10 protein-coding genes are annotated in these 14,498 nt (G+C 70.4%); 4 read left to right on the top strand and 6 right to left on the bottom strand.

The window, feature by feature from the left end; translation table 11 throughout:
* Nucleotides 1-234: 234 nt before the first annotated feature.
* Nucleotides 235-1,122 (bottom strand): tRNA (adenine-N1)-methyltransferase, encoded by an 888-nt coding sequence (locus ACWGSR_RS17080; protein WP_015032448.1) that lies wholly within the window; start codon nucleotides 1,120-1,122, stop codon nucleotides 235-237.
* Nucleotides 1,123-1,170: 48 nt separating this feature from the next.
* On the bottom strand, nucleotides 1,171-2,304 hold the full coding sequence (locus tag ACWGSR_RS17075; protein ID WP_376242658.1) for a site-2 protease family protein: 1,134 nt from the start codon (nucleotides 2,302-2,304) through the stop codon (nucleotides 1,171-1,173).
* A 181-nt stretch (nucleotides 2,305-2,485) separates the two neighbouring features.
* On the opposite strand from ACWGSR_RS17075, the gene ACWGSR_RS17070 reads away from it, so the two are divergent.
* Both ACWGSR_RS17070 and ACWGSR_RS17065 read left to right on the top strand, forming a co-directional pair.
* The gene (locus ACWGSR_RS17070) at nucleotides 2,486-3,388 is read left to right on the top strand and encodes a RecB family exonuclease (RefSeq protein ID WP_376242644.1); all 903 of its coding nucleotides are present in this window, start codon (nucleotides 2,486-2,488) and stop codon (nucleotides 3,386-3,388) included.
* Between the two features lie 83 nt (nucleotides 3,389-3,471).
* A complete protein-coding gene (locus tag ACWGSR_RS17065) occupies nucleotides 3,472-4,146 on the top strand; it encodes a response regulator (protein WP_030213079.1) in 675 nt (224 codons plus the stop codon).
* Between the two features lie 76 nt (nucleotides 4,147-4,222).
* Here the strand turns inward: ACWGSR_RS17065 and ACWGSR_RS17060 are convergent, their stop codons facing one another.
* From ACWGSR_RS17060 to metH, 4 genes are all read right to left on the bottom strand, one after another.
* Nucleotides 4,223-5,806 carry an ABC transporter substrate-binding protein gene (locus tag ACWGSR_RS17060; protein WP_453567201.1) on the bottom strand — a complete coding sequence of 528 codons (1,584 nt, stop codon included), beginning with the start codon at nucleotides 5,804-5,806 and terminating at the stop codon, nucleotides 4,223-4,225.
* Between the two features lie 65 nt (nucleotides 5,807-5,871).
* Complete coding sequence (locus tag ACWGSR_RS17055) at nucleotides 5,872-7,461, bottom strand: ABC transporter substrate-binding protein (protein WP_376242649.1); 1,590 nt, start codon at nucleotides 7,459-7,461, stop codon at nucleotides 5,872-5,874.
* 443 nt (nucleotides 7,462-7,904) lie between these two features.
* Entirely contained in the window at nucleotides 7,905-8,603 is a 699-nt protein-coding gene (locus tag ACWGSR_RS17050) for an HAD family hydrolase (RefSeq protein ID WP_453567199.1), read from the bottom strand.
* A gap of 147 nt (nucleotides 8,604-8,750) precedes the next feature.
* On the bottom strand, nucleotides 8,751-12,278 hold the full coding sequence (gene metH, locus ACWGSR_RS17045; RefSeq protein WP_453567197.1) for a methionine synthase: 3,528 nt from the start codon (nucleotides 12,276-12,278) through the stop codon (nucleotides 8,751-8,753).
* Nucleotides 12,279-12,521: 243 nt separating this feature from the next.
* Between metH and ACWGSR_RS17040 the strand changes: the two genes are divergently transcribed.
* Nucleotides 12,522-13,286, top strand: a complete 765-nt coding sequence (locus tag ACWGSR_RS17040) for an IclR family transcriptional regulator (RefSeq protein WP_376244998.1) — start codon at nucleotides 12,522-12,524, stop codon at nucleotides 13,284-13,286.
* Nucleotides 13,287-13,711: 425 nt separating this feature from the next.
* Nucleotides 13,712-14,470: an MIP/aquaporin family protein gene (locus ACWGSR_RS17035; protein WP_376244995.1), complete on the top strand. Its 759-nt coding sequence runs from the start codon at nucleotides 13,712-13,714 to the stop codon at nucleotides 14,468-14,470.
* Nucleotides 14,471-14,498 lie beyond the last annotated feature (28 nt).

Here is a 14,498-nt window from a genome sequence, read left to right as displayed (position 1 = left end):
GCGGGGGTTTCCGGCATCGTGCCACACGTCACAGGGGGACGGAACACGTGGGGGTGAGCGGCGGACGGCCGCCCCTCCGGGACCCCGGGCCGTTTCCCCGGGGCATCGGACCGCTTCCCCGGAAGACCCGAACGCCTTCCCGGAGGAGTCGAACGCCTCGAACGCGAGGACGCCGCCGCCGAGTTCCTCCCGCGGGCGGGAACTCGGCGGCGGCGTGCCGCGGATGTCGGGACGTCAGCCCTTGTTGGGGCCCTCGTAGTCCTCGCCGTAGGCGCCCTTGGCGGGGCGGCGGCGGCGCATCGGGGGCTCGACCCCGTCCGCGAGGCGGCGGGCGGTGACGAGGAAGCCGGTGTGGCCGATCATGCGGTGGTCCGGGCGGACGGCGAGGCCCTCGACGTGCCAGTTGCGGATCATGGACTCCCAGGGCTGCGGCTCGGCGTAGCAGCCGAACTCGCGGATGGACTCCACGGTGCGCGCGAGCTGGGTGGTCGTCGCCACGTAGCAGCAGAGGATGCCGCCGGGGACGAGGGCCTTGGAGACGGCCTCCAGGCACTCCCAGGGGGCGAGCATGTCCAGGATGACGCGGTCGACGTCGGTGTCGGACAGGTTGTCCTGGAGGTCGCCGACGGTGAGCTGCCACGCGGGGTGGGGGCCGCCGAAGTAGCGCTCGACGTTGCCCTTCGCGATCTCGGCGAAGTCCTCGCGGCGCTCGTAGGAGTGCAGCATGCCGCTGTCTCCGATGGCGCGCAGGAGGAAGCTGCTCAGCGATCCCGAGCCCACCCCGGCCTCCACGACGCGTGCGCCGGGGAAGATGTCGGCGAAGGCCAGGATCTGCCCCGCGTCCTTGGGGTAGACCACGGCGGCGCCGCGGGGCATGGACAGGACGTAGTCGGGGAGCAGGGGGCGCAGCGCGAGGTAGGCGACGTTTCCGGTGGTGCGGACAACGCTGCCCTCGGGGGCGCCGATCAGTTCGTCGTGCGGGAAAGAACCCTTGTGGGTGTGGAAGTTCTTTCCCTCTTCGAGCGTGAACGTGTAGTGACGGCCCTTGGGGTCGGTCAGCTGAACCTGGTCCCCGACCTTGAAGGGCCCGCGTCGGCGGGCGGCACCGGTCGGTTCGGACATACGAGCACCTTATCAAGGGCTTCCGGGCCGGAGAGCCGCGTACCGGGGTCAGGAACCGGGGCGGGCCATGGCCTTCACGAAGGCCCGTTCGACGTCCGCCGTGGAGAGGACGCCGTAGATCTCGCCGGTCTCCTCGACGACCAGGTACTCGGTGGCCGGGCTGGCGCGGAGGTGGTCGAGGAGGGGCTGTCCGGTGAGCTCGGCCGGGACCCGCATGCCGTCGGCGAGGTCCTGGGCGAGGGTGCTGACCGCCACCCAGGGGCGCCGGTGCTGGGGCACGGCGGCGATGGCGGCCTCGCGGACGATGCCGGTGGGCTCGCCGGTGCCGTCGACGACGACCAGGGCGCGGGCGCCCGATTCGTTGGCCCTGCGGAGGGCCTCGGAGAGCGGGGTGACGGGCTCCACGGGGATGGCGCGCCGGGTGAGGGAGCGGGCGCCGAGCTCGGGCAGGTGCTCGCGCAGCCGGGCCATGCGGAGGCTGTTGCCGGCGCCGGTCCAGATGATCGCGGCGAGGATCGCGGCGAGCAGGGCGTCGGTGACGGTGTCGAAGCCGCTGATGTCCTCGGTGGAGTTGCCGAGGAGCCCGGTGCGGGTCAGCAGGGGCAGGCCGACGAGGACGAGGACGGCGAGGGCGCGGCCGACCCAGGCGGCGGCGACGGTGCCGCTCATGGGCTTGCCGGTGATCTTCCAGATGACGGCGCGGAGCATCCGGCCGCCGTCGAGCGGGAGGCCGGGGAGCAGGTTGAAGACGGCGACGATCAGGTTGGAGATCATCAGGCCGGCGAGGAGGACGCCGGGGACGGTGCCGGGTTCGACGGCGTACAGGGAGAGGTAGAACAGGCCGGCGAGGACGAGGGAGAGGAGGGGGCCGACGAAGGCGAGGACGAACTCGCGGCCGGGGGTCTCGCTCTCCTTCTCGATCTCGGAGACGCCGCCGAAGAACTGGAGCTGGATGCGGCGCACGGGCAGCTTGAAGCGGAGCGCGGCGATCGTGTGGGCCAGCTCGTGGACGAGCACGGAGGCGTAGAAGGCCACCGCGAAGAAGAGCGAGACGAGGTAGCGGGCGGCGCCGAGCTCGGGCAGGACGCGTTCGATCTGGTCGCCGAAGACCCAGGTGATGAGGGCGGCGACCAGGAACCAGCTGGGGGCGACGTAGACGGGCACGCCGAAGGGGCGGCCCATGAGGATGCCTCCGCCGGGCTCCTCGGTCCGCTGCGGCTTGGGCTCGTCCTGGTTCACGGGTTCCTTTCGTCGCGCCGGTGTGACCCGCGTCGGTGCGTCACGGTTCGATCATGCAGTGCGACGGGGTCCCGGGTCGATGGTATTCGGCCGGTTGTCGGTGGCGGGTCGTAGGGTCGGGGTCATGAGTACGAGCGAGCGGGTGCCGGCGGAGCCGAGGCCGCCCATGTCGTTGTCGCCCTCGCGGGCGAGCGATTTCATGCAGTGTCCGCTGCTGTACCGGTTCCGGGTGATCGACCGGCTGCCGGAGAAGCCGAGTCCGGCGGCGACCCGGGGCACGCTGGTGCACGCCGTGCTCGAGCGGCTCTTCGACGATCCGGCGGCGGAGCGGACGGCGCCGCGGGCGAAGGCGATGGTGCCGGGGCAGTGGGAGCGGCTCCTGGCGTCGAAGCCGGAGCTGGGCGAGCTGTTCGCGGAGGATCCGGACGGGGAGCGGCTCGCGGGCTGGCTGGGCGAGGCGGAGCGGCTGGTCGAGCGGTGGTTCACGCTGGAGGACCCGACGCGTCTGGAGCCGGCCGAGCGCGAGCTGTTCGTGGAGACGGAGCTGGACTCGGGGCTGCGGCTGCGCGGGGTGATCGACCGGATCGACGTGGCGCCCTCGGGCGACGTGCGGATCGTCGACTACAAGACGGGCAAGGCTCCCCGGCCGGAGTACCGGGACGGCGCGCTGTTCCAGATGACCTTCTACGCGCTCGTGGTCCGGCGGCTGAAGGGCGTGGTCCCGAGGCGGCTCCAGCTGGTGTACCTGGGCAGCGGGGAGGTGCTGACGTACGACCCGGTGGAGGCGGACCTGCTGCGGGTGGAGCGGAAGCTGCTCGCGCTGTGGGAGGCGATCCGGCTGGCGACGGAGACGGGCGACTGGCGTCCGCGGCCGACGAAGCTGTGCGGCTGGTGCGACCACCAGGCGGTCTGTCCGGAGTTCGGCGGGACTCCCCCGGTCTATCCGCTGGAGATCGTCTCGGTGCGGCCGCCGGAGCCGGGCGAATCCGGGCAGGGCAGAATGGACCCGGCCCCGCCCGCACCGTAGGGGTCCGCCCGCACCTCGGGGCCGGCCCGCTCCGCGGGTCCGGCCCGTGAACATCGTGAGCCCAGCCCCGTGAAGGAGCCCCTGTGACGATCCGCGTCCTCCTGGTCGACGATCAGCCGCTGCTGCGCACCGGCTTCCGGATGATTCTGGAGGCGGAGCAGGACATCGCGGTGGTGGGTGAGGCCGGGGACGGTCTCCAGGCGCAGGAGCAGGTGCGCGCCCTCCAGCCGGACGTGGTGCTGATGGACATCCGGATGCCGCGGATGGACGGGGTGGAGGCGACCCGGCAGATCACGGGTCCGGGCCGGGACGGTCCGGCGAAGGTCCTCGTCCTGACCACCTTCGACCTGGACGAGTACGTGGTGGAGGCGCTGCGGGCCGGTGCGAGCGGCTTCCTCCTGAAGGACGCCCCGGCGAACGAGCTGGTGCAGGCGATTCGGGTGGTGGCCGCGGGCGAGGCGATGCTGGCGCCGTCGATCACGCGCCGGCTGCTCGACAAGTACTCGGCGCACCTGCCGACGGGCGAGGAGCAGGTTCCGGACACGCTCGGCACCCTGACCGACCGCGAGGTGGAGGTGCTGAAGCTGGTGGCGCGCGGCCTGTCGAACGCGGAGATCGCGGCGGACCTGTTCGTCAGCGAGACGACGGTGAAGACCCACGTGGGGCACGTGCTGACGAAGCTGCGGCTGCGGGACCGGGTGCAGGCGGCGGTGTACGCGTACGAGAGCGGTCTGGTGCGGCCCGGCGGCAACCAGTAGCGGCCGGAGGAGCGACAGAGGGGCCCGGCGCGGGTGCGCCGGGCCCCTCTCGTCGTGGGGGAGGGACGTCGCCGCGTCAGCTCTTGCGGAGCTCCCAGAAGCGGAAGACGGTCGAGGCGTCGAGGGTCCATTCGAGGCCGGTGACGCCGGTGCGGGCGACGGCGTACTGCTTGCCCTGCCAGAGCGGGAGCATGGGCAGCTCCTCGGCGACGATGTTCTGGATCTTCACGTACTCGTCGGCGGTGCCGGCGCGGTCGGCCGCGGCGGCCGTCTTCGGGAGGAGGTCGCCGGTGACGGTTTTGTTCTCGTAGTGGTTGCCGAGGACGTTGCCCTCGCCGAAGAAGGGGGCGGTGAAGTTGTCGGCGTCGGGGTAGTCGGGGACCCAGCCCTTGACGTAGACGCCGTACTTGCCGGCCGCGATGTCCTTCTCGTACTCCTCGAAGGCGACGGACTTGACGTCGGCGTCGAAGAGGCCGCTGGCGTTGAGCTGGCCGGCGATGGCCTTGAGCTCCTGGTCGGTGGCCGGGCCGTAGCGGCTGGGGGTGGACCAGAGGGTGAGCTTCACCTTGTCGGTGACGCCGGCCCCGCGCAGGGCCTTCTTCGCCTTGGCCACGTCGGGGGAGCCGTAGGTGTCGTAGAAGGCGGTGTTGTGGCCGTTGATGCCGGCCGGGACGATCGAGTAGAGCGGGCTGGCGGTCGACTTGTAGACGTCCTCGACGAGCGCCTCGCGGTCGACGAGGTGGGCGATGGCCTGCCGGACGCCGAGCTTGCCGACGACCGGGTCCTTCATGTTGAAGACGAGGTGCTGGACCTCGGCGCTGCTGCCCTGGACGACGTCGATGCCCCGGTCGTCGGTGGTGTCGGAGGTCTCCAGGGTGGCGATGTCGTCGGCGGAGAGGCCTCGGTAGGCCACGTCGATCTGGCCGTCGCCGAGGGCCTTGGAGAGGGCGGAGCGGTCGCCTCGGTAGAGCTTGAGGGTGACGGCGTCGCTCTTGCGCTTGGCGTTGCCGTGGTAGCCGGAGTTGGCGGAGAAGGTGGCCTCGGTGTCGCTGAGGGAGTCCAGCTTGTACGGGCCGGAGCCGGTCGCCTTGCCGTCGGTGCGCAGGGCGTCGGCGGGGTACTCGCGGTGGTCGACGATGGAGCCGGCGCCGGAGGCGATCTTGCTCGGGAAGGTGGCGTCGGGGACCTTGAGGCGGAAGACGACGGTCTTCTCGTCGGGGGTCTCGATGGCGGCGATGGTGGAGAGCAGGGGCGCCGGGCCGTTCGGGTCGGCGATCTTGATGGCCCGCTCGAAGGAGTACTTGACGTCCTCCGAGGTGAGCTTGTTGCCGTTGGAGAAGGTCAGGCCGTCCCGCAGGGTGCAGGTGTAGACCTTGCTGCCGGCGGAGAAGGCGCACTCGTCGGCGGCCTCGGGCTCGGGTTCGAGGCCGCCCTTGGGGAAGGCGAGGAGCGACTGGAAGACGTTGTTGAAGAGCAGCCAGGAGCCGGGGTCGTAGCCGGCCGCCGGGTCGGTGGCGAGGATCTCGTCGGACATGCCGACGCGTATGCCGTCACCGGAGCCGCCGGAGCCGCCGCCCTGTTCGGTGCCGCAGCCGCTGAGGAGGGCGGCGGACAGGCCGGCGGCGAGCGGTGCCGTCAGCCACTTGTTGTGTGCCTTCACAGTCGTGCCTCTTGATCTCTTGCCATGACCGGCCGCGCGGGCGCGCGGCCGGGACAACGAAGGGGTCAGGCGGTGCCGCGACCCAGTTCCCAGAGCAGCAGGTCGGAGGAGGTGTTGAGCGCGTACTCGACTCCGCTGAGGTCGTTGCGGGCGGCAACGTACTGCTTGCCCTGCCACAGGGGCAGGACGGGGACGTCCTCGGCGACGATCTTCTGGATCTGCGCGTAGACGGGGGCCGCGGCGGTGCGGTCGGCCTGGCGGCGCGAGCGCGGGATGAGCTGGTCGCGGACGACCTTGTTCACGTACGGGGTGTTGAGGAAGTTGTCGCTGTCCAGGAAGGGCGCGATGTAGTTGTCCGGGTCCGGGTAGTCGGGGAACCAGCCGAGGCCGTAGACGGCGTAGTCGCCGCGCTTCTGGGCGGTGCGGAAGGTGGACCACTCGGCGCCCTTGAGGGTGACGTCGAAGAGCTCGCTGGCGGTGAGCTGCTTGCCGAGCGCCTCGAACTCCTGGGCGGTCTCGGCGCCGTAGTGGTCGGTGGTGTAGTTCAGGGTCACCTTGACCGGGGTCTTGATGCCCGCCTTCTTGAGGATCTGGGCGGCCCGGTCGGCGTCGGGCTCGCCGTACGCGTCGAAGAAGGGGGTGGCGTGGCCGGTGATGCTGGAGGGGATCAGCGAGTAGAGCGGCTGGGCGGTGGGGCCGTAGACGAGGTTGACCAGGGCGCCCCGGTCGACGACGGCGGCCATCGCCTGGCGCACGGCCTTCTGCTCGACGGAGGGGGCCTTGGTGTTGAAGCCGAGGTAGCGGATCTCCAGACCGGGGACCTCGACCATCTTGATGCCCTCCTTGGGCGTCTCGGCGAGGTCCTTGATCTGCTTCTGCGACAGGGAGCGGGCCATCATGTCGATGTCCTTGCTCTCCAGGGCCTTGCCCATCTCGGTCGAGTCGGCGAAGGGGCGCAGTTCGACCCTGTCGTTGCGCAGGGTGATGTCGCCCTTGTACTTCGGGTTCTTGGTGAAGACGAAGCGGCCGGCCTTCTCGCCCTCGCGCTCGACCTTCATGGTGTACGGGCCCGAGCCGTCGACGTCGAAGCCGTCGCGGAGCCCGTCGGCGGCGTACTTGTCCTTGCTGAGGATGCCGGCGACCGGGGTGGAGAGCTTGTACGGGAAGGTGGCGTCGGGGGTCTTGAGGTGGAAGACGATCCCGTCGGTGCCCTGGGTCTCGACGGTGTCGATGTTCGAGAGGAGGGCGGCCGTTCCGTTGTCCGACTTGATCTTCAGGACGCGCTCGATGGAGTACTTGACGTCCTCGGCGGTGATCGGGGTGCCGTCGGCGAAGGTGAGGCCGGAGCGGAGCGTGCAGCGGTAGCTCTCGCTGGCCTTGTCGGAGAAGCCGCAGCTCTCGGCCGCCTCGGGGACGGGCTCGCCGCCCTCGCGGGGCACGTGCAGCAGGGTCTGGACGGTCTGCCGCAGGATGTTCCAGGCGCCGGTGTCGTAGGCGTAGGCCGGGTCGAGCGGGGCGGGGGCGTCCTCGGTGGCGATGAACTGGTCCGTGGTGCCGACCACGATGGCCCGGTCGCCCTCGGATCCGCCGCAGGCGGCGAGAAGGGGGGCGAGCAGGCCGGCCACGGCCGGGAGCACCAGGGTCTTGCGGTTCATCAGGGACGATCTCCTCATCCGGCACTGGGTTGCAGCGTTCAGTGACACTCCGCCGCCTGCCGCCCGGTCGGGGCGGGAGCGATCGGGCCGGGTGTTGCGATCGGTCCTGTGTTCACGGCGACTTGGGTGTGCGCCGGTGCACGCGGTTATGCGGCGAAGTACTCGCGAAAGATTAGTGGGCCGCACCCCTATTGCCCGACCACCGCCGGGGGGAGGGGTAATCGCACAGTGATCATGAATGCGTGCGGCTCGATAGTCATGCGCCGGACGATGCGGACGGTCGCGAGCGAATCGGGGCACATGGGGACGTCGAAAAGCGCGCATTCCGGACGAGGGACGAAGACAGGCCACCCACCGTCCGGCACTCTGGGTGACCAAGGTCACGCGGAGGCCTTTTCGGCAAATGGCCTGATCGGTTTCCTGCGGGAAAGCTCAGTGAAAGCTCAGATTCCCGTGATCAATGTACGGAGAAAGGGCACGTCGACCTCTTCGAGCGAGCGCACGACGACCCGGCCCGGAGAAGGGGCGATCGGGGCCACGGAGGGCACGGCGACGACCCGGCAGCCCGCCGCCTCCGCCGCCGCGACACCGGTCGCCGTGTCCTCGATGACGGCGCAGAGCGCGGGATCGGCCCCGACCCCCTGGGCGGCCGTCAGGTACGGCTCGGGGTGCGGCTTGGTCCGTACGACCTCGTCGCCCGCGACGGTGAGGGAGAAGCGGTCGTGGCCGAGCGAGGCGAGGACCCGGTCGATGATCCGGCGGTGCGAGGCGGAGACCAGGGCCGTGGGGATGGAGTGCCGGGCCAGCTCGGAGAGGAGCCGCTCGGCGCCGGGCATGAGCGGGACACCCCGCTCGATGCGCCGCTCGAACTTCTCGTTGAGGAGGACGGTCAGCTCCGGGAGGGTGATGTCGGCGCCGGTGGACTCGATGAGGTAGCCGGCGCTGCGGGTCATCGGCCCGCCGACCACCACGTCCCGCCAGGCCTCGTCGAGCCGGTGCCCGAGGTCGGCGAAGACCTCGACCTCCGCGTCCCACCAGAAGCCCTCCGTGTCGACGAGGGTCCCGTCCATGTCGAGGAAGACCGCCTGCAGGGCGGAGCTGCCGTTCGTACGGAACAAGGACGCGGGAACCGTACTGGTCATCCGGCACACCTCCATGAAGGGACGAGAAGGCCGGTCATCCTCGCCGTACGGGAGGATGACCGGCCTGCTGGACGGACAAGTGTACGTCCCGATCACCGGAAACGCGCCCCTTTACGCGCCGGTCGACGACGCTGGGTCAGCTCGCGGTCACCGCGCGTTGAAGTACTTCGCCTCCGGGTGGTGGAGGACGATGGCGTCGGTGGACTGTTCGGGGTGGAGCTGGAACTCCTCGGAGAGGTGGACGCCGATGCGTTCGGGCTTGAGGAGGTCGGCGATCTTGGCGCGGTCCTCCAGGTCGGGGCAGGCCCCGTAGCCCAGCGAGAAACGCGCGCCGCGGTACTTGAGGGCGAACATGTCCTCGACGTCGGTGGGGTCCTCGCCGGCGTAGCCGAGTTCGGAGCGGACCCGGGCGTGCCAGTACTCGGCCAGGGCCTCGGCGAGCTGGACCGAGAGGCCGTGGAGTTCGAGGTAGTCGCGGTAGGAGTCGGCGGCGAAGAGCTCGGCGGTGGCTTCGCCGATCTTCGAGCCGACGGTGACGACCTGGAGGCCGACGACGTCGGTCTGGCCGGACTCCTCCGGGCGGAAGAAGTCGGCCAGGCAGAGCCGGCGGCCGCGGCGCTGGCGGGGGAAGGTGAAGCGGGTGCGTTCGTTGCCGGCCTCGTCCAGGATGATCAGGTCGTCGCCCTTGGCCACGCAGGGGAAGTAGCCGTGCACGACGGCGGCTTCCAGCAGGTTGTCGGTGTGCAGCTTCTGCAACAGCCCGCGCAGCCGGGGCCGGCCCTCGCTCTCCACCAGCTCCTCGTACGTGGCACCACCCGCACGGGCCTGCTTCAGGCCCCACTGGCCCTTGAACAGGGCGCCCTCGTCCAGCCAGGACGCGTAGTCCTTCAAAGGGATGCCCTTGACCACCCGGGTGCCCCAGAACGGCGGGGTGGGCACCGGATTGTCGACGGCCACATCGGAGCGGCCGCCGGGCTCGGGCTCGGTGACCTGCAAAGCCTCGGTGTCCCGCTTGGCCACCCGGCGCTGCTTCAGCTCCGGCAGGGCGGCGCCGGGCACGCCGCGTTTGACGGCGATCAGGGCGTCCATCAGGCGCAGGCCCTCGAAGGCGTCGCGGGCGTAGCGGACCTCGCCCTGGTAGATCTCGTGCAGGTCCTGCTCGACGTAGGCGCGGGTCAGGGCCGCGCCGCCCAGGATGACGGGGTAGCGGGCGGCCAGTTCGCGCTGGTTGAGCTCCTCCAGGTTCTCCTTCATGATCACCGTGGACTTCACCAGCAGCCCGGACATGCCGATCACGTCGGCGTTGTGTTCCTCGGCGGCCTCCAGGATCGCCGAGACCGGCTGCTTGATGCCGATGTTGACGACGTTGTAGCCGTTGTTGGACAGGATGATGTCCACCAGGTTCTTGCCGATGTCATGCACATCACCCCGGACGGTGGCCAGGACGATGGTGCCCTTGCCCTCCGCGTCGGACTTCTCCATGTGCGGCTCCAGGTGGGCAACCGCGGTCTTCATCACCTCGGCGGACTGGAGCACGAACGGCAGCTGCATCTGGCCGGAGCCGAACAGCTCGCCGACCACCTTCATGCCGTCGAGCAGGATGTTGTTGACGATGTCCAGGGCCGGGGTGGTGGTCAGGGCCTCGTCGAGGTCCGTCTCCAGGCCGTTCTTCTCGCCGTCGATGATCCGCCGCTTGAGGCGCTTGTCCAGGGGCAGGGCGAGGAGTTCCTCGGTCTTGCCGGCCTTCATCGACTTGGTGGTCGCCCCTTCGAAGAGCGCCATCAGCTTCTGCAGCGGGTCGTAGCCCTCCGCGCGCCGGTCGTAGATCAGGTCCAGCGCGGTGCTGACCTGCTCGTCGTCGAACCGGGCGATGGGGAGGATCTTGGAGGCGTGCACGATCGCCGAGTCCAGCCCGGCCTTCACGCACTCGTCGAGGAAGACGGAGTTGAGCAGGATGCGGGCGGCGGGGTTGAGGCCGAAGGAGATGTTCGACAATCCGAGGGTGGTCTGCACCTCGGGGTGGCGGCGCTTGAGTTCGCGGATCGCCTCGATGGTGGCGATGCCGTCGCCCCGGGATTCCTCCTGGCCGGTGCAGATCGTGAAGGTCAGGGTGTCGATGAGGATGTCCGACTCGTGGATCCCCCAGTTCCCGGTCAGATCGCCGATCAGGCGTTCGGCGATGGCGACCTTGTGCTCGACCGTGCGGGCCTGGCCCTCCTCGTCGATGGTCAGCGCGATCAGCGCCGCACCATGCTCTTGGGCCAGCCGGGTGACCTTGGCGAAGCGGGACTCCGGCCCGTCGCCGTCCTCGTAGTTCACCGAGTTGATCACCGCCCGGCCGCCGAGCTTCTCCAGCCCGGCCCGGATCACCTCCACCTCGGTGGAGTCGAGGACGATCGGGAGGGTGGAGGCGGTGGCGAAGCGGCCGGCCAGCTCCTCCATGTCCGCGACGCCGTCCCGGCCGACGTAGTCCACGCACAGGTCGAGCATGTGCGCGCCCTCACGGATCTGATCCCGCGCCATCTCCACACAGTCGTCCCAGCGGGCCTCCAGCATCGCCTCGCGGAACTTCTTCGACCCGTTCGCGTTCGTCCGCTCACCGATCGCCATGTAGGAGGTGTCCTGCCGGAACGGCACCGTCTGGTAGAGCGAGGCGGCGCCGGGCTCGGGGCGCGGTTCGCGGACGGCGGGCGTGAGGTCCCGGACCCGCTCGACGACCTGGCGCAGGTGCTCCGGGGTCGTACCGCAGCAGCCGCCGATGAGGGAGAGGCCGTAGTCCCGGACGAAGGTCTCCTGGGCGTCGGCCAGCTCGGCCGGCGACAGCGGGTAGTGGGCGCCGTCGGAGGTCAGGACCGGCAGGCCGGCGTTGGGCATGCAGGAGAGCGGGACCCGGGAGTGGCGGGCGAGGTAGCGCAGGTGCTCGCTCATCTCGGCCGGACCCGTGGCGCAGTTGAGGCCGATCATGTCGATGCCGAGCGGCTCCAGGGCCGTCAGGGCGGCGCCGATCTCGGAGCCGAGGAGCATGGTGCCGGTGGTCTCGACGGTGACGGACACGATCAGCGGTACGTCGGCGCCCAGGGCGTCCAGGGCGCGGCGGGCGCCGATCACGGAGGCCTTGGTCTGGAGGAGGTCCTGCGTCGTCTCCACGAGCAGCGCGTCGGCGCCGCCGGCGAGCAGGCCCTCGGCGTTCCGCTGGTAGGCGTCGCGCAGGAGGGTGTACGGGGCGTGGCCCAGGGTCGGCAGCTTGGTGCCGGGGCCGATCGAGCCGAGGACCCAGCGCTGGCGGCCGGTGGAGGCGGTGAACTCGTCGGCGACCTCGCGGGCGATCCGGGCACCTGCCTCGGAGAGCTCGTGGACGCGCTCGGGGATGTCGTACTCGCCCAGGGCCGCGTGGTTGGCGCCGAAGGTGTTGGTCTCGACGCAGTCGACGCCCGCCGCGAAGTACTCCTGATGGACCGAGCGGACGATGTCGGGCCGGGTGACGTTCAGGATCTCGTTGCAGCCCTCGAGGTTCTGGAAGTCCTCCAGGGTCGGATCCTGGGCCTGGAGCATGGTTCCCATGGCTCCGTCGGCGACTACCACGCGGGTCGCGAGGGCCTCGCGGAGGGCGGCGGCTCGGTTCCGGTCGTCTCCGGAAGCGGAGGCGGAGGCGGAAGGGGACGGCAGCGGGGCCATGGGCGATCTCCCTGGAATGCGACGGCTGTCGGCTTTGCGCCCTCGGTGGAGGGGGCACGGAGTCAGCGTAACCGCGCCGGGGCCGGGGTGGACACGGTGTCCCACGAGGCGGACGGCATCCTTTGTCCGGGGACTCCCGGTCCTGCCCCTCCTTGACCGACACTGTGGGATGTGACGCAAGGTCGGCATCGACCGATAGTGTTCAGCATTGTCGAACAGTGTGAGAGGAATAGGGGCCGGCCGATGGCTAAGAACATCCAGTCGCTTGAAAGAGCGGCGGCCATGCTGCGACTGCTCGCGGGCGGCGAGCGCCGGCTCGGTCTTTCCGACATCGCGTCCTCGCTCGGGCTCGCCAAGGGAACGGCCCACGGGATCCTGCGCACCCTCCAGGCGGAGGGCTTCGTGGAGCAGGAGGCGGCCTCGGGCCGCTACCAGCTGGGCGCGGAGCTGCTGCGGCTCGGCAACAGCTACCTGGACGTGCACGAGCTGCGGGCGCGGGCCCTGGTCTGGACGGACGACCTGGCCCGGTCCAGCGGCGAGAGCGTGCACCTGGGGGTGCTGCACCAGCGGGGCGTGCTGATCGTGCACCACGTCTTCCGGCCGGACGACAGCCGCCAGGTCCTGGAGGTGGGGGCCATGCAGCCGCTGCACTCCACGGCCCTGGGCAAGGTCCTCTCGGCGTACGACCCGGTGGCGCACAGCGAGGCGCTCGAGGTCGAGCGGGAGGCGCTCACGCCCCGGACGACGACGGAGCTCGGGGACTTCGAGACGCTGCTCGACACGGTGCGGGCCAGGGGCTGGGCGGCGGACGTGGAGGAGACCTGGGAGGGCGTGGCGTCGGTGGCGGCGCCGATCCACGACCGGCGGCGGATGCCGGTGGGGGCGGTGGCGGTGACGGGCGCCGTGGAGCGGCTCTGCCCGGACGGCGAGCTGCGTCCGGAGCTGGTGGCGGCGGTGCGGGACTGCGCCCGCGCGGTCTCCCGGGATCTGGGGGCCGGCCGCTTCTGAGGCCTCCGCGCGGTCTCCCGAGGCCTGGAGGCCGGCCGCTTCCGAGGCCTCCGCGCGGCCTCCCGAGGCCTGGAGGCCGGCCGCTTCCGAGGCCTCCGCACGGTCTCCCGGGGCCTGGAGGCCGGCTGCTTCCGAGGCCTCCGGGGCGCCCTGCCTCCGTACCCCTTCGCCCTCTGTCGACACCCCTTCCAACCCGCCGGTAACGATCGCGTTATCGGCGGGTTTTTCACTTCCCAGACCCTTGACGCGCTGTTAACCCGGGGGCAAAACTTCCGTTCACCGGTCGGCATTGCCGAACACCTAACGGCAATACGCGCTAGAGTGTGGCAGTGCCAAGGGCCGGAAACGCCCTCAACACGAGGGTGCGGACCATCGGAGGGACCCGTGGTTCGCCTTCCCCTGGACGAAGGACAAAGGAGTCGCGGGTGTCCAGCTCCGACATCTTCCTCGGCGAGACCATCGGTACCGCCGTACTCATCCTGCTCGGCGGTGGCGTGTGCGCCGCCGTCACGCTCAAGAGCTCCAAGGCCCGTGGCGCGGGCTGGCTCGCGATCACCTTCGGGTGGGGCTTCGCCGTCATGACGGCCGTCTACATGACGGCTTCCCTCTCCGGCGCCCATCTGAACCCCGCCGTCACGGTCGGAATCGCGATCAAGGACGGAGCCTGGGGCGACGTGCCCGTCTACTTCGCCGGTCAGATGATCGGCGCGATGATCGGCGCGGCGCTGGTCTGGGTGGCCTACTACGGCCAGTTCCGGGCCCACCTCACGGACCCGGAGACCATCGGCGAGAAGCCGATCGAGGGCCCCGGCCCGGTGCTCGGCATCTTCTCCACGGGCCCCGAGATCAGGAACACCTGGCAGAACCTGGCCACCGAGGTCATCGGCACCGTCGTGCTCGTGCTCGCCGTGCTCACCCAGGGCCTCAACGACAGCGGCAAGGGCCTCGGCGTCATAGGCGCCCTGATCACCGCCTTCGTCGTGGTCTCCATCGGCCTCTCGCTCGGCGGCCCGACCGGCTACGCCATCAACCCGGCCCGCGACCTCGGCCCGCGCATCGTGCACTCCCTGCTGCCGCTGCCGAACAAGGGCGGCTCCGACTGGAGCTACGCCTGGATCCCGGTCGCCGGTCCGCTGATCGGCGGCGCCCTCGCCGCGGGTATCTACACCATCGCGTTCGCCTGAGCCGTCCTTCTTCCAGACTTCCCTTGGA

This window comes from Streptomyces sp. NPDC055632 (genome assembly GCF_053618675.1).
This window is presented reverse-complemented; position numbering and strand designations above follow the sequence as displayed.

Excerpts from the sequence above, each read along its gene's own strand:
- ACWGSR_RS17075 (WP_376242658.1), bottom strand. The coding sequence starts at position 2,304 with ATGGGCCGCCCCTTCGGCGTGCCCGTCTACGTCGCCCCCAGCTGGTTC.
- ACWGSR_RS17070 (WP_376242644.1), top strand. The coding sequence starts at position 2,486 with ATGAGTACGAGCGAGCGGGTGCCGGCGGAGCCGAGGCCGCCCATGTCG.
- ACWGSR_RS17080 (WP_015032448.1), bottom strand. The coding sequence starts at position 1,122 with ATGTCCGAACCGACCGGTGCCGCCCGCCGACGCGGGCCCTTCAAGGTC.
- ACWGSR_RS17040 (WP_376244998.1), top strand. The coding sequence starts at position 12,522 with ATGGCTAAGAACATCCAGTCGCTTGAAAGAGCGGCGGCCATGCTGCGA.
- metH (WP_453567197.1), bottom strand. The coding sequence starts at position 12,278 with ATGGCCCCGCTGCCGTCCCCTTCCGCCTCCGCCTCCGCTTCCGGAGAC.
- ACWGSR_RS17055 (WP_376242649.1), bottom strand. The coding sequence starts at position 7,461 with ATGAACCGCAAGACCCTGGTGCTCCCGGCCGTGGCCGGCCTGCTCGCC.
- ACWGSR_RS17050 (WP_453567199.1), bottom strand. The coding sequence starts at position 8,603 with ATGACCAGTACGGTTCCCGCGTCCTTGTTCCGTACGAACGGCAGCTCC.